The sequence below is a fragment of the Desertihabitans brevis genome (assembly GCF_003327535.1).
Classification (GTDB): Bacteria; Actinomycetota; Actinomycetes; order Propionibacteriales; family Propionibacteriaceae; genus Desertihabitans; species Desertihabitans brevis.
Map to the genome: position 1 here is coordinate 53,416 of NZ_QOUI01000013.1, position 22,583 is coordinate 75,998.

22 protein-coding genes, 1 tRNA gene and 1 pseudogene are annotated in these 22,583 nt (G+C 74.4%); 15 read left to right on the forward strand and 9 right to left on the reverse strand.

Annotated features, from left to right (window positions below):
- Nucleotides 1-91: 91 nt before the first annotated feature.
- Together DT076_RS17450 and DT076_RS17455 are read left to right on the forward strand one after the other, a co-directional pair.
- Nucleotides 92-2,107 (forward strand): fumarate reductase/succinate dehydrogenase flavoprotein subunit, encoded by a 2,016-nt coding sequence (locus DT076_RS17450; protein WP_114128042.1) that lies wholly within the window; start codon nucleotides 92-94, stop codon nucleotides 2,105-2,107.
- Between the two features lie 43 nt (nucleotides 2,108-2,150).
- Complete coding sequence (locus DT076_RS17455; protein WP_114127983.1) at nucleotides 2,151-2,894, forward strand: succinate dehydrogenase/fumarate reductase iron-sulfur subunit; 744 nt, start codon at nucleotides 2,151-2,153, stop codon at nucleotides 2,892-2,894.
- A 72-nt stretch (nucleotides 2,895-2,966) separates the two neighbouring features.
- Here DT076_RS17455 and DT076_RS17460 read toward each other — a convergent pair whose 3' ends face one another.
- Both DT076_RS17460 and DT076_RS17465 read right to left on the reverse strand, forming a co-directional pair.
- On the reverse strand, nucleotides 2,967-3,776 hold the full coding sequence (locus tag DT076_RS17460) for a hypothetical protein (RefSeq protein WP_114127984.1): 810 nt from the start codon (nucleotides 3,774-3,776) through the stop codon (nucleotides 2,967-2,969).
- Complete coding sequence (locus DT076_RS17465; RefSeq protein WP_114127985.1) at nucleotides 3,773-4,267, reverse strand: RNA polymerase sigma factor; 495 nt, start codon at nucleotides 4,265-4,267, stop codon at nucleotides 3,773-3,775. Before DT076_RS17465 ends, DT076_RS17460 begins: the two co-directional genes overlap by 4 nt.
- A gap of 269 nt (nucleotides 4,268-4,536) precedes the next feature.
- Between DT076_RS17465 and rplS the strand changes: the two genes are divergently transcribed.
- The 7 genes from rplS (at nucleotide 4,537) to dprA (ending at nucleotide 10,022) form a co-directional block, all read left to right on the forward strand.
- Nucleotides 4,537-4,884, forward strand: a complete 348-nt coding sequence (gene rplS, locus DT076_RS17470) for a 50S ribosomal protein L19 (RefSeq protein ID WP_114127986.1) — start codon at nucleotides 4,537-4,539, stop codon at nucleotides 4,882-4,884.
- A 142-nt stretch (nucleotides 4,885-5,026) separates the two neighbouring features.
- Nucleotides 5,027-5,812 carry a signal peptidase I gene (gene lepB / locus DT076_RS17475; RefSeq protein ID WP_233494038.1) on the forward strand — a complete coding sequence of 262 codons (786 nt, stop codon included), beginning with the start codon at nucleotides 5,027-5,029 and terminating at the stop codon, nucleotides 5,810-5,812.
- Complete coding sequence (locus DT076_RS17480) at nucleotides 5,812-6,501, forward strand: ribonuclease HII (protein WP_114127988.1); 690 nt, start codon at nucleotides 5,812-5,814, stop codon at nucleotides 6,499-6,501. Before lepB ends, DT076_RS17480 begins: the two co-directional genes overlap by 1 nt.
- A 13-nt stretch (nucleotides 6,502-6,514) precedes the next feature.
- Nucleotides 6,515-6,829, forward strand: coding sequence for a DUF2469 domain-containing protein (locus DT076_RS17485; protein WP_114127989.1), 315 nt, complete (start codon nucleotides 6,515-6,517; stop codon nucleotides 6,827-6,829).
- 150 nt (nucleotides 6,830-6,979) lie between these two features.
- Entirely contained in the window at nucleotides 6,980-7,342 is a 363-nt protein-coding gene (locus DT076_RS17490) for a YraN family protein (protein ID WP_114127990.1), read from the forward strand.
- Nucleotides 7,339-8,868 carry a YifB family Mg chelatase-like AAA ATPase gene (locus tag DT076_RS17495; RefSeq protein WP_114127991.1) on the forward strand — a complete coding sequence of 510 codons (1,530 nt, stop codon included), beginning with the start codon at nucleotides 7,339-7,341 and terminating at the stop codon, nucleotides 8,866-8,868. Before DT076_RS17490 ends, DT076_RS17495 begins: the two co-directional genes overlap by 4 nt.
- Nucleotides 8,865-10,022, forward strand: coding sequence for a DNA-processing protein DprA (gene dprA / locus DT076_RS17500; RefSeq protein WP_233494039.1), 1,158 nt, complete (start codon nucleotides 8,865-8,867; stop codon nucleotides 10,020-10,022). The genes DT076_RS17495 and dprA overlap by 4 nt, the downstream gene beginning before the upstream one ends.
- Here dprA and DT076_RS17505 read toward each other — a convergent pair.
- On the reverse strand, nucleotides 9,979-10,884 hold the full coding sequence (locus DT076_RS17505) for an MBL fold metallo-hydrolase (RefSeq protein ID WP_199539269.1): 906 nt from the start codon (nucleotides 10,882-10,884) through the stop codon (nucleotides 9,979-9,981). The genes dprA and DT076_RS17505 overlap by 44 nt on opposite strands.
- A 47-nt stretch (nucleotides 10,885-10,931) precedes the next feature.
- Between DT076_RS17505 and DT076_RS17510 the strand changes: the two genes are divergently transcribed.
- Nucleotides 10,932-11,579 carry a hypothetical protein gene (locus DT076_RS17510; protein ID WP_158548188.1) on the forward strand — a complete coding sequence of 216 codons (648 nt, stop codon included), beginning with the start codon at nucleotides 10,932-10,934 and terminating at the stop codon, nucleotides 11,577-11,579.
- Nucleotides 11,580-11,597: 18 nt separating this feature from the next.
- On the opposite strand, the gene DT076_RS17515 is transcribed toward DT076_RS17510, so the two are convergent.
- Nucleotides 11,598-11,957: a GNAT family N-acetyltransferase gene (locus DT076_RS17515; protein ID WP_325048386.1), complete on the reverse strand. Its 360-nt coding sequence runs from the start codon at nucleotides 11,955-11,957 to the stop codon at nucleotides 11,598-11,600.
- A 195-nt stretch (nucleotides 11,958-12,152) separates the two neighbouring features.
- On the opposite strand from DT076_RS17515, the gene DT076_RS17520 reads away from it, so the two are divergent.
- Both DT076_RS17520 and DT076_RS17525 read left to right on the forward strand, forming a co-directional pair.
- Entirely contained in the window at nucleotides 12,153-13,334 is a 1,182-nt protein-coding gene (locus tag DT076_RS17520) for a cystathionine gamma-synthase (protein ID WP_114127994.1), read from the forward strand.
- Between the two features lie 81 nt (nucleotides 13,335-13,415).
- A tRNA-Leu gene (locus tag DT076_RS17525) sits at nucleotides 13,416-13,501 on the forward strand.
- 31 nt (nucleotides 13,502-13,532) lie between these two features.
- On the opposite strand, the pseudogene DT076_RS20475 reads toward DT076_RS17525, so the two are convergent.
- Together DT076_RS20475 and DT076_RS17535 are read right to left on the reverse strand one after the other, a co-directional pair.
- A pseudogene (locus DT076_RS20475) lies at nucleotides 13,533-14,048 on the reverse strand (lysoplasmalogenase family protein); the annotation flags it as partial.
- Nucleotides 14,049-14,151: 103 nt separating this feature from the next.
- Entirely contained in the window at nucleotides 14,152-15,570 is a 1,419-nt protein-coding gene (locus DT076_RS17535) for an MFS transporter (RefSeq protein WP_114127995.1), read from the reverse strand.
- A gap of 73 nt (nucleotides 15,571-15,643) precedes the next feature.
- Here DT076_RS17535 and DT076_RS17540 point away from each other — a divergent pair, with 73 nt between their 5' ends.
- Nucleotides 15,644-16,762 (forward strand): LacI family DNA-binding transcriptional regulator, encoded by a 1,119-nt coding sequence (locus DT076_RS17540; protein ID WP_114127996.1) that lies wholly within the window; start codon nucleotides 15,644-15,646, stop codon nucleotides 16,760-16,762.
- Nucleotides 16,763-16,767: 5 nt separating this feature from the next.
- On the opposite strand, the gene DT076_RS17545 is transcribed toward DT076_RS17540, so the two are convergent.
- The 3 genes from DT076_RS17545 to DT076_RS17555 all read right to left on the reverse strand — a co-directional run bounded on the left by DT076_RS17545 (nucleotide 16,768) and on the right by DT076_RS17555 (nucleotide 19,971).
- Nucleotides 16,768-18,282, reverse strand: a complete 1,515-nt coding sequence (locus tag DT076_RS17545) for an aldehyde dehydrogenase (NADP(+)) (RefSeq protein ID WP_114127997.1) — start codon at nucleotides 18,280-18,282, stop codon at nucleotides 16,768-16,770.
- A 61-nt stretch (nucleotides 18,283-18,343) separates the two neighbouring features.
- Entirely contained in the window at nucleotides 18,344-19,195 is an 852-nt protein-coding gene (locus tag DT076_RS17550) for an NAD-dependent epimerase/dehydratase family protein (protein WP_114127998.1), read from the reverse strand.
- A complete protein-coding gene (locus tag DT076_RS17555) occupies nucleotides 19,192-19,971 on the reverse strand; it encodes an IclR family transcriptional regulator (protein ID WP_199539270.1) in 780 nt (259 codons plus the stop codon). The genes DT076_RS17550 and DT076_RS17555 overlap by 4 nt, the downstream gene beginning before the upstream one ends.
- Nucleotides 19,972-20,121: 150 nt before the next feature.
- On the opposite strand from DT076_RS17555, the gene DT076_RS17560 reads away from it, so the two are divergent.
- Together DT076_RS17560 and DT076_RS17565 are read left to right on the forward strand one after the other, a co-directional pair.
- Nucleotides 20,122-21,432: an enolase C-terminal domain-like protein gene (locus DT076_RS17560; protein WP_114127999.1), complete on the forward strand. Its 1,311-nt coding sequence runs from the start codon at nucleotides 20,122-20,124 to the stop codon at nucleotides 21,430-21,432.
- A gap of 25 nt (nucleotides 21,433-21,457) precedes the next feature.
- Nucleotides 21,458-22,579 (forward strand): hypothetical protein, encoded by a 1,122-nt coding sequence (locus tag DT076_RS17565; protein ID WP_114128000.1) that lies wholly within the window; start codon nucleotides 21,458-21,460, stop codon nucleotides 22,577-22,579.
- Nucleotides 22,580-22,583 lie beyond the last annotated feature (4 nt).

The window sequence follows — 22,583 nt, forward strand, 5'->3', positions numbered from 1 at the left end:
CAACCCGTTCGAGAACCCCGGGCAGAGCTACGACAGCACCGACCGCGACGACCAGCCGATGGACCCGCGGGGTGGCCGTGAGGCCGAGGGCATGGCCGAGCACGAGTCGACCTTCCCGGTGAGCGAGAACGCCCCCTCCGGTCCCGAGCAGCAGCAGCTGCCCGACGCCGACGCCTACTTCACCCTCGGCGACCCGATCGCCGACACCAAGGCCCCGGGCGGGCCGATCGAGGCTCGGTGGTCGGAGCGCAAGTTCGGCGCCAAGCTGGTCAACCCCGCCAACCGGCGCAAGCTCAGCGTCATCATCGTCGGCACCGGGCTGGCCGGGGCCTCGGCCGCCGCCACCCTCGGCGAGAGCGGCTACCAGGTCAAGAGCTTCTGCTACCAGGACAGCCCCCGCCGGGCGCACTCGATCGCGGCCCAGGGCGGCATCAACGCCGCGAAGAACTACCGCAACGACGGCGACTCGACCTTCCGGCTCTTCTACGACACCGTCAAGGGCGGCGACTACCGCAGCCGCGAGTCGAACGTCTACCGACTGGCCGAGGTCAGCGCGAACATCATCGACCAGTGCGTGGCCCAGGGCGTCCCGTTCGCCCGCGAGTACGGCGGCCTGCTCGACACCCGCTCCTTCGGCGGCGTGCAGGTGCAGCGCACCTTCTACGCCCGCGGCCAGACCGGCCAGCAGCTGCTGCTCGGCGCCTACCAGGCGCTGGAGCGCCAGATCGCGGCCGGCACGGTGACGATGTACGCCAAGCACGACATGCTCGAGCTCGTCGTCGCCGACGGCCGCGCCCGCGGCATCGTGGTCCGCGACCTGACGACCGGTGAGATCGAGACGCACTTCGCCGACGTGGTGGTGCTGGCCACCGGTGGCTACGGCAACGTGTTCTTCCTCTCCACCAACGCGATGGGCAGCAACGTCACCGCCGCCTGGCGGGCCCACCGCAAGGGGGCCTACTTCGCCAACCCCTGCTACACCCAGATCCACCCCACCTGCATCCCGGTCTCCGGCGACTACCAGTCCAAGCTCACGCTGATGAGCGAGTCGCTGCGCAACGACGGCCGGATCTGGGTGCCGAAGTCCGGTGAGGACACCCGCGAGGCGCGCGACATCCCCGAGGAGGAGCGCGACTACTACCTGGAGCGCCGCTACCCGGCCTTCGGCAACCTGGTGCCCCGCGACATCGCCTCCCGCGCGGCCAAGGCGGTCTGCGACGAGGGCCGCGGCGTGGGCCCGAGCGGGCTGGGGGTCTACCTCGACTTCGCCGACGCCATCAAGCGGCTGGGCCGCAAGGCGGTCGAGGCCAAGTACGGCAACCTCTTCGACATGTACGCCCAGATCACCGGCGAGGACCCGTACGAGACGCCGATGCGGATCTACCCGGCCGTGCACTACACGATGGGCGGGCTGTGGGTGGACTACGACCTGCAGTCGACCATCCCCGGGCTGTTCGTCACCGGTGAGGCGAACTTCTCCGACCACGGCGCCAACCGCCTCGGCGCCTCGGCGCTGATGCAGGGGCTGGCCGACGGCTACTTCGTGCTGCCCAACACCATCGCCGACTACCTGGCCGACGGGCCGTTCGAGAAGATCGACGACACCCATCCGGCCGCGGTGGAGGCCGTGACCGAGGTCACCGACCGGGTGCAGAAGCTGCTCTCGGTCAAGGGGACCCGCACGGTCGACTCCTTCCACCGCGAGCTCGGCCAGATCATGTGGGAGTACTGCGGCATGGAGCGCAGTGAGGAGGGCCTGCGCAAGGCCATCGGGATGATCCGCGAGCTCCGCGAGGCGTTCTGGAACGACGTCCTGGTGCCGGGCTCGGGCAACGACCTCAACCAGTCCCTGGAGCGGGCCGGCCGGGTGGCCGACTTCCTCGAGCTGGGTGAGCTGATGTGCGTGGACGCCCTGCACCGCCGCGAGTCCTGCGGCGGGCACTTCCGGGCCGAGTCCCAGACCGAGGACGGCGAGGCGCTGCGCCACGACGACGAGTTCGCCTACGTGGCCGCCTGGGAGTTCACCGGCACCGGCCAGCAGCCGGTGCTGCACAAGGAGGATCTCGTCTACGAGTTCGTCGAGATGAAGCAGCGGAGCTACAAGTGAGCGCCGGGACACCCCCGCGCCGGCTCCGAGGAGGGAACGAGTCGTGAACATCACCCTGCGCGTGTGGCGCCAGGCCGGGCCCGACGTCGAGGGCCACATGGAGACCATCGAGGTCCCCGACGTCAGCGAGCACATGTCCTTCCTGGAGATGATCGACGTCGTCAACGACCGCCTCACCCTGGAGGGCAAGGAGCCGATCGCGATCGACTCCGACTGCCGTGAGGGCATCTGCGGCACCTGCGGTGTGATGATCAACCGGCAGGCCCACGGCCCGGTGCGGGCCACCGTCTGCCAGCTGCACATGCGCTCGTTCACCGACGGCGAGACCATCGACGTGGAGCCGTGGCGGGCCGACGCCTTCCCGGTGGTCAAGGACCTCGTGGTCGACCGTTCCGCCTTCGACCGGATCATCGCCGCCGGCGGCTACATCAGCGCCCCCACCGGATCCGCGCCCGAGGCCCACTCCACCCCGGTGAAGAAGGCCGACGCCGACCACGCCTTCGACGCCGCCACCTGCATCGCCTGCGGCGCCTGCGTGGCCGCCTGCCCCAACGGCTCGGCGATGCTGTTCACCGCGGCCAAGGTGACCCACCTGGGGCTGCTGCCGCAGGGCCAGCCCGAGCGGGGCTCCCGGGTGCTGAACATGATCAACCAGCACGACGAGGAGGGCTTCGGCGGCTGCACCAACATCGGCGAGTGCACCGCGGTCTGCCCCAAGGGCATCCCGTTCGACACCATCAGCCAGCTCAACCGCGACATGCTGGGGGCGCTGCTCCGCGGCGAGTGAGCGCACCGGCGTCCAGCCAGGCACCGAGGGCCGTCCCCGTCCGGGGGCGGCCCTCGGCGCGTGCCGGGGCGGTCAGCGGGCGAGCCGCTCGTTCATGTTCTGCAGCGTGCGGATCATCGGGTAGGTCTGGCCGACCGGGCCACCGGGTTCGGCGTCCCAGCTGAAGTCCTGGCCGACGCTCTCGAAGGTGGCCAGCACCACCCGGTCCCCGACCTGGGTGGTGCCGTAGTCGACCCACAGGCCTGGCTCGTCGCCGGCGTCGACGGCCACCGAGACGTAGCCGGCGCGGCCCCGGGGGACCGGGACGTCGAGGGTGGTGGGGCCCACCACCGGCGGGGTGCCCTCCTGCTCCAGGGTGGAGCCGCACTCCTCGCCCCAGCGCTGCAACGTCGACCACGCCCGCCCGGCGGCCGCCTCGTCGGGGAAGGCCATCACCACGGCCGCCGCGGTGACGTCGGAGCTGACCTCGACCAGACGGGTGTCGGTCGCCCCGAGGCTGCCGGTGCCGGCCTGCTGGCACCGGGAGATGGCGACGTCGTCGACCACCGAGGCCCGGTAGCCGTCGAAGGTGATGCCCTCGCCCCACTCGAAGTCCTCCGCCCGGGGCACCTCCGCGTCCTCCAGCCGGTCGCCGGGGCCCGGGATGGGGCTGGCGGTGACGGCGGGGGAGGGGGCGATCGGCCGGGACGGGGGCGGGCCGATGAGCTGGGCGACCAGGACACCGGCACCGGCGGCCAGCACGGCCACCACCGCCACCGCGCCGACGACCTGCCGGCGGTGGACCCGGCGCCGGTCACCCAGCCGGCGCAGCGGGGCGGGATCACCGGCCGGGGTCTGCTCGGCCACCCGGCGCAGCGGGTCGAAGATCGGGTCGGTGCTCATCGGTGCTCACTCCTCTCGGACTCCGACAACAGATGGGCGAGGGCGGCCCGGCCCCGCGAGAGGCGGGCCTTGACGGTGCCCTCGGGGGCGCCGACCTCCCGGGCCACCTCGGCCACCGGCAGGTCGGCCAGGTGGTGCAGCACGATCACCCGCCGCTGCTCGACCGGCAGCCGTTGCAGGGCCCGGGTCAGCGCCACCGACTCGATGTCGGGTGGCTCCACGGCCCGCTCCTGCTGCAGCGCCCGGTCCGGGGCCCGGCGGGCCAGCCGGGAGCGGCGCCAGCGGCTGACCGCGATCCGGTAGGCGGTGGTGCGCAGCCAGCCCTCGGGCGAGGACGCGCGGTCCAGCGTGTGCCGTTTGTCCCAGGCCCGGATGAACGCCTCCTGCACGCAGTCCTGGGCCTCGGCCCGGTTGCCGCACATGGCGTAGACCTGCGCCACCAGCGAGCCGAAGGAGGTGCGGTAGAGGACGTCGAACTCCTCGCTGTCCATCCCGCTCCTCCCGGCCCGACCCGGCCCTGCAGCCCGCGGGTCCGTCCCCGCCGGCGGTCTCTGCTCGACTGCCACCTTCACGTGCTGTCTACGCGCGGCGCGGGCCCCCGGTTGCACCCGGTCGCCGATTTCCGACCCTGGGCGCGCTGTGGCAGACTTCTGCGCTGGTGCGCATGCCCGGCTCCTGCCACGGGGGGACCGTCCGGACGGCGCCACCACCCGAACTGACTGCACTGACCAGGTGACCTGTGGCACCGGCGAGGACCATCATGAGCAAGCTGATCGAGGCCGTCGACCAGGCCTCCCTCCGGACCGACATCCCGACCTTCCGCGCCGGCGACTCCGTCAAGGTGCACGTCAAGGTGGTCGAGGGCAACCGCTCCCGGATCCAGGTGTTCGCCGGCGTGGTCATCGCCCGCAACGGTGCCGGGCTGCAGGAGACGTTCGTCGTCCGCAAGGTCTCCTTCGGCGTCGGCGTCGAGCGCACCTTCCCGGTGCACAGCCCCATCGTCGACAAGATCGAGGTCGAGCGCCAGGGCGACGTGCGCCGCGCCAAGCTCTACTACCTGCGCGGTCTGCGCGGCAAGGCCGCCAAGATCAAGGAGAAGCGCGCCTGAGGGCAGCTCTCCCCGACGATCGCACGCACCGGCTCCCGGTGCGTGCGATCGTCGTCTTCGCCCCGTCGACTAGGTTGGGGCGGGGTCCGCGGGGCGGTGCTCCGGACGGATCCGTCGCAGGCACGACGAAGAGGTGGCGTGGGTGAGTGAGTCACGGATCGGCGAGGAGCCGCCGAGGACCGGCGTCGGACGGCGCGTCGGGTCGGTGGTGAAGGAGCTCCTCATCGTCGTGGTCGGGGCGGTGGTGGTCTCCTCGCTGCTGCGGGCGTTCGTGGCCCAGCCCTTCGTCATCCCGTCGGGGTCGATGGAGGACACCCTGCAGATCGACGACAAGGTCGTGGTGCAGAAGGTCACCGACTTCAGCCGGGGCGACGTCGTCGTCTTCGTCGACCCGGGCGACTGGCTCGGTCCGGAGTACGAGGCCGCCGAGCGCGGACCGGCCGGCCAGGTGCTCGAGTTCATCGGGATCCTCCCCGACACCAGCTCCAACCACCTCATCAAGCGCGTGATCGGCATGCCCGGCGACACCGTGCACTGCTGCGACGACCAGGGCCGGCTGAGCGTGAACGGCGTCCCGCTGGAGGAGGAGGACTACCTCTACCGCGGCGACGACGGGGAGCCGGTCGCGCCCGCAGACGTGCCCTTCACCGTGGTGGTGCCGCGGGACCGCATCTTCGTCATGGGCGACCACCGCAACGACTCCCGCGACTCCCGGTGCCACCTCGCCGACGTCCCCGCCGCCGGCGGGCCGATCGGCACCGAGGCCTTCGTCCCGGTGCAGAACGTGGTCGGACCCGCCTTCCTCATCGCCGCGCCGTTCGACCGGTTCCAGCGGCTGACCGTCCCCGACACCTTCGCCCGGATCCCCGACCCGGCCGAGCCGGCGCCGGAGCAGGCGGTGATCGAGCCGGAGGGGGTCAGCTGCTGATGCCCGACGGTGCCCAGCGCTCCCGGCCGAGGTTCGTCATCCGGCGCAGCAGCGGCCTGTACGGCTACGAGCGCGCCCTGCAGCGGGCCGGTTTCCCCCTGGTGGCCGGCGCCGACGAGGCCGGCCGCGGCGCCTGCGCCGGTCCGCTGGTCGCCGGCGCGGCCATCCTGTCCGACCGGGCCTCGCGCCAGATCGAGGGCCTGCGGGACTCCAAGCTGCTCAGCGCCGCCCAGCGGGAGCGCTGCTACGACGAGGTGGTCGCCAAGGCGGTCAGCTGGTCGGTGGTGGTGCTGCCGGCGGGCGAGTGCGACCGGCTCGGGATGCACGTGGCCAACGTGCAGGCGCTGCGCCGGGCGCTGCACCGCCTCTCGGTGCACCCCGACTACGTGCTCACCGACGGGTTCGGGGTGGACGGGCTCGGCGTCCCCGGGCTGGCGGTGTGGAAGGGCGACCGGGTGGCCGCCTGCGTGGCGGCGGCGTCCGTGCTGGCCAAGGTGACCCGCGACCGGATCATGGCCGACCTGCACGAACGGTGGCCCGAGTACGACTTCGCCACCCACAAGGGCTACTGCACCCGCGAGCACCAGGAGCGCCTCGACCGCCACGGCCCCTGCCCGGAGCACCGCCGCCGGTTCGACAACGTGGTGCGGGCGATGCGAGGGCCCGGCGACGTGCGCGCCGTCGGCTAGAGTGCCAGGCGAGATGAGTGCAGAAGACCTGGAGCAGTTCGAGAGCGAAGCCGAGCTCAAGCTGTACCGCGAGTACAAGGACGTCGTGCGGCTGTTCACCTACGCCGTGGAGACCGAGCGCCGCTTCTACCTCTGCAACACCGTCGACCTCAAGGTCCGCACCGAGGGCGGCGACGTCTACTACGAGGTCTCGATGGCCGATGCCTGGGTCTGGGACATGTACCGTCCGGGCCGCTTCGTGAAGAACGCCAAGGTGCTCACCTTCCGTGACGTCTCCATCGAGGAGATCGTGCACTCCGACCTCGAGGTCCCCGACTCCGGACGCTGACGCCTGCCGCGTCACCCACGACGCCCTGAGCCTGTCGAAGGGCCGCCTCCCGCCGACGTTGTGCACAGCCCCCGAGCGCCGTCCACAGCCTCCTCGTCCTCGCAGCACCCGCGTCCCCGCCCGCCCACGGTGGGGGTGGAGGTGGGGACGATGGGCACACGACAGGCGCTGGGACGGCTGGGCGAGACGCTCGCCGCCGGACTGCTGGAGGAGCAGGGCTGCGAGGTGCTGGAGCGCAACTGGCGCTGCAGCGAGGGCGAGATCGACATCGTGGCGAGGGAGCTCTCGACGTCGACCTACGTCTTCTGCGAGGTGAAGTGCCGCCGCGGCCTGGGCTGGGGCGACCCGCTGGAGGCGATCACCTGGGCCAAGCTGCGCAAGCTGCGCCAGCTGGCCGCGATCTGGTCCTCCCGCGCCGACCCCCGGCCCGAGCGGATCCGGATCGACGCCGTCGGGGTGGTGCTGCGCCCGGGTGAGACACCGCTGCTCAGCCACGTGCGGGGCGTCGGATGAGCCTGGCGCAGACCTGGTCGGTGGCGCTGCTGGGGATGGACGGGCAGATGGTCGAGGTGGAGGCCGCCATCGGCGGCGGGCTGCCGCGCACCGTGCTCGTCGGCCTGGCCGACACCGCCCTGTACGAGGCGCGGGACCGGTGCCGGGCGGCGGTCTCCACGTCCGGGTTCAGCTGGCCGAGCCAGCTCGTCACCATCAACCTCACCCCGGCCAACCTGCCCAAGGCGGGCTCGCACTACGACCTCAGCATCGTGGCCGCGGTGCTCGCCGCCGCCGAGGTGGTGCCGCGGGAGGCGCTGCGCGACCGGGTGCTGCTGGGCGAGCTCGGGCTCGACGGCCGGGTCCGACGGGTGCGCGGTGTCCTGCCGGCGCTGCTGGCCGCCCGGGACGCCGGCTTCGAGCGGGTGGTGGTACCGCACCACCAGCGGGCCGAGGCCGGTCTGGTGGACGGTCTGACGGTCGACTCGGTGGGGTCGCTGGTCGAGCTGGTCGACTGCCTGCACGGACGCCCGGTGCTGCCGCCGCCGCAGGCCGTCCCCGACCCGGTCGAGCCTCCCACGACGAAGGACGTCTGCGAGGTGGTCGGCCAGCCCGAGGCGAAGTGGGCGCTGGAGGTCGCTGCCGCGGGCCGGCACCACCTCTTCCTCCAGGGTCCACCGGGGGTCGGCAAGACGATGCTGGCCGAGCGGCTGCCGGGGCTGCTGCCCGAGCTCACGCTGTCGGAGGCGCTGGAGGTCTCCGCCATCCACTCCCTGGCCGGGCACGGCGTCGACGGGCTGATCACCCGCCCGCCCTTCGCCGACCCGCACCACTCCGCCTCGCTGCCCAGCGTGGTCGGCGGCGGGGCGCGGATGGCCCGCCCCGGCGCGATCTCGCTGGCCCACCGCGGGGTGCTGTTCATCGACGAGGCGCCGGAGTTCCCTTCCAAGGTGCTCGAGGGGTTGCGCACCCCGCTGGAGTCCGGCCGGGTGACCCTGGGCCGGGCCGAGGTGCAGGCCAGCTACCCGGCCCGCTTCCAGCTGGTGCTGGCCGCCAACCCGTGCCCGTGCGGGCAGGCCGCCACGCCGGGCGCGGAGTGCACCTGCACCCCGATGGCGGTGCGCCGCTACGCCGAGCGGATCTCCGGGCCGATCCTGGACCGGGTCGACATCAGCACCACCCTCGCCCCGCTGCGCCGGGCGTACCTGCGGGGAGCGATCGAGCCGGGGGAGCCGACCGCCGTGGTCGGTGCCCGGGTGCTCGAGGCCCGCGAGCGGCAACGGCACCGGTTGGCCGGCACCGGCTGGTCGACCAACGCGGAGGTGGTCGGGCACCACCTGCGCCGGGTGCTCCCGCTGCCCGAGGGGGTCGAGGCCCTCGACCAGGCGCTGCAGCGGGGTCGGATCAGCGCCCGCGGCGTCGACAAGGTGCTGCGGATCAGCTGGACCCTGGCCGATCTGGCCCAGGCGTCCCGACCGTCCCGCTCGCACCTGCTGGCCGCACTGGCCATGCGGCGCGGCGAGCAGCTCGAGGGGCGGCTGCCGTGAGCGGCACGGAGCCGCTGGTGCCGCCGAGGACCGCCGCCCCGGACGCCGAGCGGCGGGCCCGGATGGCGCTGGCGTGGGTGGTGGAGCCGGGTGAGCCGCGGATCTCCGCGCTGGTCGCCGAACGGGGTGCGGAGGAGGTGTGGGCCGCGGTGCGCGCCCGCACCGACGGGTCGGTGTGGGCGCGTCGGGCCGCCCTGCTCGACCTGCGCGCGGTGACCGTGGCGATGGCGGCGGTGGGCGCACGGTTCGTGGTGCCCGGTGACGAGGAGTGGCCGGCCCAGCTGGAGGACCTGGCCGGCTGCGAGCCGCTGTCGGACCGCGGTGGGGTGCCGCTCGGGCTGTGGGTGCGGGGAGCGGGCCGGCTCGGCCAGCTGGCCGCGGGCGCGGTCGCGGTGGTGGGCGCCAGGGCGGCCACCACCTATGGTCAGGGCGTCGCCCAGGACATGGCCTTCGACCTCACCGCCCAGGGCACCGCGGTCATCTCCGGAGGAGCCTTCGGCATCGACGCCGCCGCGCACCGGGGCGCCCTGGCCGCCGGTGGCGGCACCGTGGCCGTGCTGGCCAGCGGGGTGGACGTCGCCTACCCCCGCGCCAACCAGACGCTGTTCAGCCAGGTCGAGGAGCACGGGCTGCTGGTCTCGGAGCACCCGCCGGGAGAGCACCCGACCAAGGTGCGCTTCCTGGGCCGCAACCGGCTGATCGCCGCACTCAGCGCCGCCACCGTCGTCGTCGAGGCGACGGCACGCTCGGGGGCGCGCAACACCGCGAGCTGGGCCACGCGGTGCGGGCGGGTGCTGGCAGCGGTGCCGGGGTCGGTGCACTCCGCCCAGTCGGTGACCCCGCACCGCTTGATCGCCGACGGCGAGGGGGTGCTCGTCACCGGGGCGGCCGACGTGCTGGCCCTGCTCGCGCCACTGGATGCCACCCGTCCGGGCGCGCCCGGGCACCAGCAGCGGCGGCTGCTCGACGACTGGGACCCGGGCACCGTCGCCGTCCGGGAGGCCCTGCCGGCCCGCGGCGGGCTCACCGTCAGCGAGATCTCGCTGCGCAGCGGGCTCGACGTCCCCGACTGCCTCGCCCACCTCGCCTGGCTGGAGCAGGAGGGCCACGTCACCAGCTCGGGGACGGGGGAGTGGCACCTGCAGCGCCGGTGACGGGCTCCGGTGAGCGGACGGCGTCGTCGGTGCCGGTCAGGTGGTCGTGGTCGCCGCGCACCCAGGCGCGGTGGCGCTCGGCGGAGTCGTGCACCACCGTCGCGGCGTCCCGGTCGACCCGGCCGTCGAAGTTGCCGTAGATCCGCTGGAAGGGACGCTCCTCGTGCAGTGCGGCGATCCGGGTCTGGATCACGGCCACCACCGGGTCCGACAGCGGCAGGTGGTTGGGGTAGCTGCGCATGAACCCGACGCTGCGCCGGTCGGGGTTCGGTGCCACCGTGTCGCCGCTGAGCAGCACGCCCGCCCCGTCCGGCGCGGCCCAGCGCGCGACCGCGCTGCCGGGGAAGTGGCCGCCGATGCGGACCAGCAGCACGCCGGCCAGCTCCAGCCGGTCCTCCCAGAGCCGGACCGCCGGGTCGGTCCGCTGCAGCCATCGGGCGTCGTGGGCGTTGACGAGCACCGGCGCCCCGCCCAGCCGTCGCGACCACTCGACCTGGACGCCGAACATGTGCGGGTGGCTGGCCGCGATGCCCACCACCGGGCCGTGCTCGGCCACCGCGGCCGCGAGCTCGTCATCGACGTAGCCGGTGGGGTCCCACAGCACGTTGCCCTCGGGCCCGGTCGCCAGCAGCGCCTGCTGCCCGATGCCGACCTCGGGCTGCACCGTGACGCCGAACAGGCCTGGTTCCAGCTCCCGCACCCGGCCGCGGTGGCCCGCCGCCGACAGCTCGGCCAGCGTGGTCCACCGCTGACCCGCCGGCGGGACGTACTGGCGCTCGTCGGAGCAGATCGGACAGCTCGCCGGGGGAGTAGGCGACGACGGGTGCTCGACGGCGCAGGTGGCGCAGATCCAGGAAGTCACGGCCTCATCGTGCGACCTCCAGCGCGCTGGAGGTCAAGCAGGAGAGGATGGCGGTCATGAGCTGGTACGCCCGACCCTCCTGGCGCCTCGCCGGTCAGCTGGCCGCCGACCTGTTTGTCCTCGGCTGGGCGCTCCTGTGGTGGGGCGTCGGGCGGCTCGTCGACGACGCGGTCAGCGCGCTCGCCGCGCCGGCGCGCGAGGGCGGGGCCGCGGCGCGCTCGATGGAGGAGTCGTTCCGCGCCGCGGCGCGCACCGCCGGGCAGGTGCCCGGGCTGGGCGGGGAGCTGCGGACCCCGTTCGACGACGCCGCCGCCCGCACCGCGGAGCTGGCCGGGGCGCTGGGCCGGCAGGCGATCCAGATCGAGCAGCTCGGCACCCTCGCCGGGGTGCTGACCTTCCTGCTGCCGGTGGCGCTGCTGGTGGTGCTGTGGCTGCCGCGGCGGGTCGCCTTCGCCCGGCGCAGCGCAGCCGCCCGCCGCTTCGTCGACTCCACGGCCGACCTCGACCTGTTCGCGCTCCGGGCGATGGCCACCATGCCGCTGGACCAGCTCGCCAGGATCAGCGACGACCCCGTCGCGGCCTGGCGCGCAGGGGACCGGCGGGTGATCGAGGCACTGGCCGACACCTCGCTGCGCAAGGAGGGGCTGCCGCTGCCCCGGGCGGGCCGGCGGGGCGCCGACCGACCTGGCGCCTGACCGCCCGGCGGCCGTCGGCTACGCCAGGAGGTCGGCGTAGCCGGGGTGCTGGTCGATGAACTGCGCCGTGTAGGGGCACTGGGGCACCACCGACCAGCCCCGTGCCCGCATGTCGTCCAGCACCACGGTGGTCAGCCGGCCGGCGATCCCCTCCCCGCGCCGCCCGGGATCGGTGCCGGTGTGGGTGATGGTGGCCACCGTGCCGTCGAGGCGGTAGTCGACCACCCCGACCTCGCGGCCGTCGTCGGAGGCCACGAACCGGTGCTCGGCGTCGCGGTGCTCGAAGGTCAGCGTCATCGCGCACCTCCCGCGCCGGGTCCGGGGTGGCGGGGCTCCCGCGTGCTCGTCATGGCGCCATCGTGCCAGCCGGCTCCGCAGCGCCCGGGCGGTGTCGGGAACCCACCCGTGGTGCCGGGCCGGTGCCGCCGGCGTCCCAGGTCACGCCGAGGGTGCCGACCTCCGGTCGCCTGCTCGGGCAGCTCGACCTCCACGGCACGGTGGCGCCTCCGTGCGGCGGCGTCCCAGGGCCCGGATCGGGCCGGCCGGTGTGCCCGGGCGACGTAGCGTGAGGGTGTGAGCGAGCGTCCCGAGAGCGGTCTGAGCACCCGAGCCATCCACCTGGGCATCGACCCCGATCCCTCGACCGGGGCGATCTCCCCGCCGATCTTCCAGACCTCGACCTTCCTCCAGGACGACGTCGCCCAGCCCCGCAACGGCTACGAGTACGCCCGCTGCGCCAACCCCACCCGCGACCTGCTGCAGCGCCAGGTGGCCGGTCTGGAGGGCGGCCGGCACGCCTTCTCCACCGCCTCCGGGCTGGCCGCGGAGGACCTGGTGCTGCGGGCGACGCTGCGTCCCGGGGGCCACGTGGTCACCGGCACCGACGCCTACGGCGGCACCTTCCGGCTGCTGGAGCGGGTCTGGGACCGCTGGGGGATCGCCACCAGCGTGGTCGACCTGACCGACCCGGCCGCCCTGGAGCAGCACCTGGCCGCCCGGGATGCCGGGGCGGCCGACGCCGGCTTGGTGGTCTGGGTGGAGACGCCGTCCAACCCGTTCCTGCAGATCACCGACCTGGCCGCCTGCGCGGAGGTGTGCCACCGCCACGGGGCCCTGCTGGTGGTCGACAACACCTTCGCCTCGCCCTACCTGCAGCGTCCCCTCGAGCACGGCGCCGACGTGGTGGTGCACTCGGCCACCAAGTACCTGGCCGGGCACTCCGACTCGGTCACCGGGATGGTCGTGGTCGACGACGACGCGCTCGCCGAGGAGCTGGCCTTCCTCGCCAACGCGGCCGGCTCGGTCTCCGGACCGATGGACGCCTGGCTGACCATCCGCGGGATCAAGACCCTCGGGGTGCGGATGCAGCGCCACTGCGAGAACGCGCTCGAGCTGGCCGGCTGGCTGAGCCGGCACCCGGCGGTGACCCGCGTGCACCACCCGGGGCTGCCCGAGCACCCCGGTCACCGGGTGGCCGCGGCCCAGATGGACGGGTTCGGCGGCGTGGTCTCCATCCAGCTCGCCGGCGGGCGGGAGGCCGCGCTGGCCGCCGCCCGGGCCACCGAGGTGTTCCTGCTGGCCGAGAGCCTGGGCGGGGTGGAGTCGCTCGTGGTGCACCCCGGCGAGATGACCCACGCCTCGGTCAAGGGGACGCCGCGGGCCGTGCCCGACGACCTGCTGCGGCTCTCGGTCGGCATCGAGGACGTCGCCGACCTGCGCGCCGACCTCGACCGGGCCCTCCGCGCCGGCGGCTGAGACCGGCCCGGCGCTCGATGCGACGCGGCGGCGCGGAGTTGCTATAGTTCATCGCTGTCCGGCCGAGGCCGGGCACCACTCGTCCGGGTGGCGGAATAGGTAGACGCGCTAGCTTGAGGTGCTAGTGCCCGTTTTAGGGCATGGGGGTTCAAGTCCCCCCTCGGACACAGTCGCACCGCGGCGTAGCAGGCCCGCGGTCATCAGCACCTGCGCCGCCAGGTAGGACGCCATCACCGCCACCCCGTGCCAGGACGGCACGGTCCCGGGTCGGAAGAGGGCCAGGGCGAGGACGGCGTCGGAGCACAGGAACAGCACGGCGCCGATCGCCGCCAGCCGATGCACCCCGGTGGCCAGGACGCCCGCCGCCACCAGGCAGAGCGCGTACCCCGCCACCGGCCCCAGCAGCACCCCCGCCCCGGGCGCGCACAGCGCGACGACCACCGCCCCCGCGGCGAGGTAGGGCAGCACCAGCCAGCGCCGGCGCGCCAGCACGCTCCTCCCGCGCCAGGGCCAGAACACCCGCGCCCAGACCAGGTGCGCCAGCGCGAAGAATCCGAGCTTCACCGCCAGCCCCGGCTCGCGGCCCAGCGGCCACGGCACGTCCCCCAGCCAGCTGAGCCCCAGCGCGACCAGCACCAGCCGCACCGCCGGTGGGCGCGGGGAGCGGGTTCCGGCCAGCACCGTCCCCGCCAGCAGGGGCATCAGCAGCGACATCGTCACGTCGCGCACGGGCGCCAGGACCGCACCCTGGGCGAGCAGGTGCAGCACGCCGACCCCGGCGAGGGCGGCGCCGAACGCCGTCGCGGCCCGCGGGTGCTCAGCCGGCACCGGAGCCCGCCGGGCCGGCGAGCAGCCCCCCGGTGCGACGCAGGCCGACGAAGCTGACGAGCCCGCCCAGCACCAGCAGCACCACGCACACCAGCTGCGCCGCCCGGTAGCCCGGGGTGAAGGTGGCCGCGTCCTGGTAGTCGGCGCCGGTGAGCCCGACCAGTGACGGCAGCGCGGCCACGGCCAGCAGCCCGCCGCTGCGGGCGACCGCGTTGTTGATCCCCGACGCCACCCCGGCGTACCGGTCCGGGGCGGCGGCCAGCACACTGGCGGTCAGCGGCGCCACCAGGGCGGTCAGCCCGAGCCCGAACACCAGCACCCCCGGCAGCACCCCGGTGAGGTAGCCGGTGCCCGGGCCGACACCGACCAGCAGCAGGGTGCCCAGGGCGCACAGCAGCGGGCCGACCGACAGCTGCCAGCGCGGCCCGATCCGGGCGGCCAGCGTGCCGGAGCGTCCCGACAGCAGGATCATCAGCACCGTCATCGGCAACGTGGCCAGACCCGCCTGCAGCGGGCTCCAGCCCGCGCCCACCTGCAGCTGCAGGGTGAGGAAGAACGTCATCGCGCCGAGCGCGCCGTAGACCAGCAGCGTCATCGTGTTGGCGATGCTGAACACCCGGTCGGCGAACAGCGACGGCGGCACCAGCGGGTCGGCGGTCCGGCGAATCCGCAGCACGAACGCGGTCCCGGCCACCACCCCGACGGCGGCGACGGCGAGCAGCCAGCCGGGCGCGGCGGCCCCGGTCTCGGTCAGCGCCCAGGTCACCCCGGCCAGCGCCGCCGCGCTGAGCAGCGCACCCCAGCCGTCGAAGCCGCGCACGGCGTCGGGGTCGCTGGACTCCGGCAGGTGCCGCCAGCCGATCAGCAGCACCGCGGCGGCCAGCGGCACGTTGAGGAAGAAGATCCACCGCCAGGACGCCACCTCGACCAGCCAGCCGCCGAGCAGCGGCCCGACCACCACGGCGAGGCTGGTCAACCCCGACCAGCGCCCGATCGCGGCGGCCCGGTCCTCCCGGCGGAGGGAGGACTGCAGCAGCGCCAGGCTGCTCGGGGTGAGCAGGGCACCGGAGACGCCCTGCAGCAGCCGGGCGACGACGAGCACCTCCGGCTCCCGGGCCAGCCCGCAGGCCACCGAGGTGACCGCGAACCCGGCCACCCCCAGCAGGAACAGCCGGCGGCGTCCGAACCGGTCACCCAACGACCCGCCGAGCAGGATCAGCGAGGCCAGCGCGAGCAGGTAGGCGTTGACCACCCACTGCAGCTCGGTGACCGAGGCGTCCAGGTCGGTGCCGAGCACCCGCAGCGCCACGTTGACCACGGTGCCGTCGAGGAAGGCCATCCCCGACCCGAGCACGGCCGCGGCCAGGATCCACCGTCCACGCGCGCTGTCGCCGGCCACCGGTCCCATGCCGGTCAGCCTAGGGTCGGCGCGTCCGGGACCGCGGGACGCGGGGGCCGCCCACGCAGTAGGGTGCCCAGCCATGACGGAGCAGGCCGACGGCGACCCCGAGGGCCCGGACCCGACCGCGGGCCGGCAGCGTGGGTCGACGCGGCCGGCGCCGGGCCCAGCTCCGCGCCGGGTCGCCAGCATCCGCGACGTGGCCGCCGGCGCCGGCGTCTCGGTGGGCACCGTGTCGAACGTGCTCAACGCACCCGAGCGGGTGGCGCCGGCCACCGCCGAACGCGTCCAGGCGGTGATCGAGGAGCTCGGCTACGTGCGCAACGAGGCGGCCCGCCAGCTGCGCGCCGGCACGAGCCTCAGCCTCGGGTTCGTGGTGCTCGACGTCGGCAACCCCTTCTTCACCGACGTCGCCCGCGGCGCCCAGGAGGTCTCCCAGACCGCCGGGCTCAGCGTGGTGCTCGGCACCAGCGACCAGGACCCCGCCAAGGAGGCCGCCTACCTCGACCTGTTCGAGCAGCAGCGGGTGGCCGGGGTGCTGCTCACCCCGGTGCAGACCGACGCCGCGATGGTGGCCCGGGTGGCCCGGCGGACGGTGCCGGTGGTGCTGGTCGACCACCGCGGCGACGACCCGCGGGTGTCCTCGGTGGCGGTGGACGACGTGGCCGGCGGGGCGATGGCGGTGCAGCACCTGCTCGACCTCGGCCACCGCCGGATCGCCATGGTCGGCACCCCGTCGGTGCACGTGGTGGCCGCCCGGCTGGAGGGGGCGCGCCGGGCCGTAGCCGGGCAGCCCGGCGCGACCCTGGAGCTGGTCGACACCGACTCCTTCACCGTGCCGGCCGGCCGGTCAGCGGCGCGGACGCTGCTGCGGCGTCCGCGTGCCGAGCGGCCGGAGGCGGTGTTCGCGGCCAACGACATGCTGGCGGTCGGCTGCCAGCAGGCGTTCGCCGTGCAGGGCTCCGGCGCGGGCGAGCCGCACCGGATCGCGCTGATCGGCTACGACGACGTCGAGCTGGCCAGCGTGACCAGCGTCCCGCTGAGCTCGGTGCGCCAGCCGCGCGAGGAGATCGGGCGCACCGCGGTCCGGCTGCTGCTCGAGCAGATCGCCGACCCGGCCGCGCCTCGCCAGCACCCGGTGTTCACCCCGGAGCTGGTGGTGCGGGAGTCCACCACCTCCGGGGTGCCGGTCTGGGGCTGACGGCCTCAGGCCCCGGGCAGCACCAGCCGCCCGTCGACCCGGCGCGGGACGTCGGTGGCGTCGTCGCGCAGCTCGGCCGGCAGCACCGACTGCGGCGCGTTCTGGAAGACCACCGGACGCAGCCAGCGGCGGATGGCGCTGGCCCCGACCGAGGTGTGCTGGGTGTTGGTCGCCGGCCACGGGCCGCCGTGGTGCTGGGCCCAGCTGACCGCGACACCGGTCGGGTAGGCGTCGAAGAGGATCCGTCCGGCGTGGCCCTGCAGCAGCCGGGTCAGCCCCTGCAGCTCCTCGCCCTCCTGGCCGCTGGTCTGCACGGTGGCGGTGAGCGAGTCCTCCAGCGTCTCCAGCGCCTGGTCCAGCTGCTCGGGCCCGGACCAGCGCACCACCATGGTGGCCGGGCCGAAGATCTCCTTGCTGGTCTCCGCGCCGAGGGTGTCGGCGTCGATCTCGAAGACCGCCGGGCCGACCCGGAAGCCCTCGCCCTCGGCCTCCATCCGCACCACCGGCCGCACCCCCGGCACCGAGGCCAGCCCGTCGGTCAGCTCGGTGTAGGAGCTGCGGATCCGCTCGTTGAGCAGCGGGACGGTGGTGGCCTGCTGCAGGTTCTCCGCGAGCGCCGCGACGACCGCGTCGCCGTCGGCCCCTGTCGGCACCAGCACCAGGTTGGGCTTGGTGCACAGCTGGCCCGAGGAGCCGCTCACCGAGGTGGCCAGCCCGGCCCCGATGTCGGCGGCGCGGGCGGCCGCCGCCCCGGGGGTGACGACCACCGGGTTGAGGCTGCTGAGCTCGCCGAAGAAGGGGATCGGGTTCTCCCGCTCCGCGATCGCGGCCATCAGCGCCTTGCCGCCGCCGGTGGAGCCGGTGAAGCCGACCGCGGTCACCTGCGGGGCCTTGACCAGGACCACCCCGGCCTCCTGGCCATGCACCAGCCCGAAGACCCCGGCGGGTGCGCCCTGGGCGGTGGCGGCCTCGCTCATCAGCCGGTGGCAGAGCACGCTGGTGGCCGGGTGGGAGGGGTGGGCCTTGACCACCACGGGGCAGCCGGCGGCCAGCGCGGAGGCGGTGTCGCCGCCGGGGACGGAGAAGGCGAGCGGGAAGTTGCTGGCGCCGAACACCGCGACGACGCCGGTCGGGACGAGCATCCGGCGCAGGTCCGGGCGCGGACCCATGGGGGTGTCCCCGGCGGAGTCGAGGGTGACCTCCAGGTAGCTGCCCTCGGTGATCACCTCGCCGAAGAAGCGCAGCTGGAAGACCGTCCGGGTCAGCTCCCCGTTCAGCCGGGTGCTGCCCAGACCGGTCTCCTCGTCGGCGGTGGCGACGATCTCGTCGCGGGCGCCCTCCAGGGCGTCGGCCATCGCGCCGAGCAGGGCGGCCCGCTCGGTGCGGGGCAGGTCGGCCAGCCAGTCGGCGCTGGCCGCGGCGGCCTCCACCACGGCGGTCACCTCGGCGGCGGACATCTCGGAGGCCACCGGCTCCAGGGCGCTCCCGGTGGCGGGGTTGGTGGCGGTGATCGCGGTCATCGTCTGCCTCTCGTTCTCGTGGGTGTCCCGGCGCCGCGCGGCCCGGGAGATCGGGTCGGGATCAGGGCCGGGGCATCGCGGACCCGAGCTCGGTCTGCGTGAACGGTCCCCCAAGGTACGGCAGGGCCTCGGGGTCGACCTGGTCCGGTGGGTAGGCGGCCGCCAGCTCGGGCAGGTCGCGCTCGGCGTCGTGGCGGGAGGTGTAGCCCGCCACCGGGGTGGTGGACAGGTCGAACCAGCCGCGGGTGTTGGCCGAGATGCCCCAGGCCAGCCGGAAGTCGACGTCCTCATCAGCCAGCCAGGCCAGCAGCATGGCGTCGAGGTCCGCGGGGGCGAACCAGGTGCTCAGCGCCCGTGACCCGCTGGGGGAGTCGGTGCACGAGCCGATCCGCAGCGCCAGCACGTCGATCCCGAAGCGGTGGTGGTACAGCGCGCCCAGGGCCTCCATGGCGGCCTTGGAGACGCCGTAGTAGGTGTCGGCCAGCGGGACGCAGGTGGGCGGCAGGCCGGTCGGCGGGGCGCTGTCGCGGTGCTGGAACCCGGCGGCGTGGTTGCTCGAGGCCAGCAGCACCTTGGCCGCGCCGGCGTGCCGGGCGCCCTCCAGCACGGTCCGGGTGCCGTTGATGTTGACGTCGAGGATGTCCTCCCAGGCGTCCTCGACCGGGATCCCGCCGTAGTGCAGCACCGCTGCCACGTCCGCGCAGCCGCGGGCCACCAGGTCGGCGTCGGTGACCGAGCCGACCAGCACCTCCGCACCCGCGGGCGGGTCGGCCGGCTCCACCACGTCCAGCAGCCGCAGCTCGAAACCGGCGGCGGCCAGGGTCGCGGCCGAGCGCGAGCCGAGGTGGCCGGCGGCGCCGGTGACGAGGACGGTGCGCCCCGCTCCGGGCAGGGCGTCTCCAGTGGTCGTCATCGCACTCCTTCACGTCGTAGGGTCGCGGTCAGCCGGTCGCGGGCCGCGACCAGCTCCTCGGCGGTGCGTCGCACCTCGGTCTCGGTGGCCTGCTCGGCGTCCATCGCACAGCTGATGGCGTCGGTGGCGGGGATGCGGTGGTGCACGGCCACCGCCACGCAGACCCGGCCGGCCCGGCTCTGCTCCCGCTCCACCGCCCACCCGCGGCTGCGGGCCTGCTCGACCGCCGTGGCCAGCGCGGCGGGGTCGGTGAGGGTGTGCTCGGTCAGCTGCGGCAGCGTGGCGGGCAGCAGCGTCCGCACCTCGTCGTCGGTCCGCTCGGCCAGCAGCACCTGCCCGAGCGCGGTGGCGGTGGCGGGCAGGCTGCGCCCGACCCGGAAGGTGTCGGTGTCACGGGTGCTGGCGTAGCGGGTGGTGAGGTAGAGGACGTCGCCGCCGACCAGCCGGGCGTAGTGGCTGGTGTGGCCGGTGCGGGTGCGGACCTCCTCCACCGCGTCCTGGGCGTAGGGCAGCACCGTCTCCCCGTCCAGGTAGGCCGACCCGCTGACCAGGGCCTGGGCGCCGACCCGCAGCCGTCCGGTGCCCGGTTCCTGGTGCAGCCAGCCGCCGCTCTCCAGCGTGCGCACCAGCGCGTGCAGGGAGGAGCGGGGATAGCCCAGGTGGCGGGCGAGATCGGGGGCGGTGAGCTGCCCGGGCCAGCGGGCCACCGTCTGCAGGATCTCCAGCGTGCGCTCGGCCGACTTCACCGCGGGTGGCGCGCTGGGGGCGTCCGGCACCGGGGCTCCTGTCGTTGACACCGTCGGCTGACCGTCTTAACGTACCAGCGAGGTTGTCCATGTCAATGAACCACGTCCACGTACGTGGACACCTGCCGACAGCGGAGTCGCCCGGGCCCGCTCCGACCCCCGACGAGGAGCCGCAGCCGCATGACCGACGAGCACCAGACCGAGGGCCCGGCCCGACCGGTTCGCTGGGCCACCATCACGGGGGTCGAGGTCACCCCGGTCGCCTTCGCCGACCCGCCGCTGCTCAACTCGGTCGGCGTCCACCAGCCGTGGGCGATCCGCAGCGTGATCCGGGTCCGCACCGACGCCGGGGTGGTCGGGCTGGGGGAGAGCTACGGCGATCAGGCCTTCCTCGGCCGGCTGCGACAGATGGGCGAGCGGCTGGTGGGGGAGCGGATCGTCGACCTGCACCGGCTGGAGGAGATCGCCCGCGACGTGCTGGCCGAGCTGACCGTCAGCGACACCCACGGCCTGACCGGCACCCTCAGCCCGGTCAAGAGCGTGGCCCGGCTGGTGGCGGCCTTCGAGGTGGCGCTGCTGGACGCCCAGGGCCACCAGCTCGGCGTGCCGGTGTGGGCGCTGCTCGGCGGGCAGCGCCGGTCGCGGGTGGAGTTCAGCGGCTACCTGTTCTACAAGTGGGCCGGCCACCCCGGCCAGCCCGACGACGAGTGGGGCCCGGCGCTCGACCCGGCCGGCGTGGTCGCCCAGGCCCGGCGGATGGTGGAGGGGTACGGGTTCACCTCGCTCAAGCTCAAGGGTGGGGTGTTCCCGCCCGAGCAGGAGGCCGAGGCCGTGCTCGCGCTGGCCGAGGCGTTCCCCGGCATGCCGTTGCGGATCGACCCGAACGCGGTGTGGACCGTCGACACCTCGGTGCGGGTGGCCGAGCGGCTGCGCGGGGTGCTGGAGTACTACGAGGACCCGACCGACGGCCGGGCGCAGATGGCGGAGGTGGCGCGGCGGGTGGACGTCCCGCTGGCCACCAACATGTGCGTGGTCGGGGTGGAGGACCTGCCCGAGGCGGTCCGGCTGGGGTCGGTGCAGGTGGTCCTGGCCGACCACCACTACTGGGGCGGGCTGCGGGCCTCGATGGAGCTGGCCCGGACGGCGGAGGTGTTCGGGCTGTCGCTGTCGATGCACTCCAACTCCCACCTCGGCATCTCGCTGGCCGCCATGGTGCACTTCGGTGCCGCCGCCCCCAACATCGGCTACGCCTTCGACACCCACTGGCCGTGGAAGAGCCCCGAGGAGGACGTCGTCGAGCCCGGCGTCTTCACCTTCCGCGACGGCCACCTCGACGTGCCGACCGCCCCCGGCCTCGGCGTCACCCTCGACGAGGAGGCGCTGGCGCGCCAGCACCGGCGCTACCTCGAGGCCGGCATCCTCGACCGCGACGACACCGCCTACATGCAGACCGTCGACCCCGGCTACCGGGCGCTCAAGCCGCGCTGGTGACCGCCGACCCGGATCGGAGCAGACCGTGCAGCTGATCGGCTACGCCTACCCCTGGGACCTCACCGAGGACCCCCGCCGGCGCGACCGGGTCCTCGGCCTCGGCCTGCACGCCGTCGCGGTGGCCGGTGCCTACCACGCGGTCCGCGCCGCCACCCCCAGCCACCCCCGCCACCGCACCAAGGACGCCCGGCACGCCGCCTTCTACCGTCCGGTGCGCCGGGACCGGTTCGGCGTCCTGGTGCCGGCCGAGCCGTCCTGGACCGAGCAGCGGGACGCCTTCGGCGAAGCGGTGCGCACCCTGCACGAGAACGGCACCCGCGCGCTCGCCTGGACGGTGCTCTCGCACAGCTCCGAGATCGGCCGGCGCCACCCCGACCACACGGTCGTGAACGCCTTCGGCGAGCGCTACCCGTGGGCGCTGTGCACCTCTTCCCGCGACGTGGTCGAGCTGGCCGCGGCGCTGGTGCGCGAGCTCGGCGAGGGGCTGCCGCTGGACGGCTACGTGCTGGAGGCGGTCGGCCACCTCGGCTTCACCCACGGCGGGCTGCACGACAAGACGATGGCCTACTCCGCGCTGGAGGCGACACTGCTCTCGATCTGCTTCGCCCCGGCCTGCCGGGAGCTGCGGGGCGGCGACGACGAGGAGCTGCGGACGGCCGTCCGGGCCGCGCTCGACCCCGCCACGGCCCGTCCTGCTGCCGACCTCGCCCCCACCGACCTGACCGGGGCCCTCGGGCCCGAGCTGGAGGGACGGCTGGCCGCCGCCCGCGCGGTCGCGGTGGGACGGACCTGCGCGGCCCTGGCCGAGGTGGTGCACGGCGAGGTGTGGGCCCACGGCGACCCCGACGTGCACGCCACCGGCGCCTTCACCGCCGCCACCCCCGAGCTGCAGCGGCTGGCCGACGGCCACGTGGTCGCCGCCGCCTGGGGGTCGCTGGAGTCGATCGGTCCCGCGGTGGCCGCGCTGTCCTCCCAGCCGCACCTCGGCGCCTACCTGACGGTGCTCGAGCCCGGCTCGCCGCCGCTGGCCGAGCAGGTCACCCGGGCCGCCGAGGCGGGCGCCTCGACCGTCCACCTCTACCACCTCGGTCTGTGCACCGACCGCCACCTCGACGAGATCGCCGAGGTCGCCCAGGGGCTATCCTGACCGC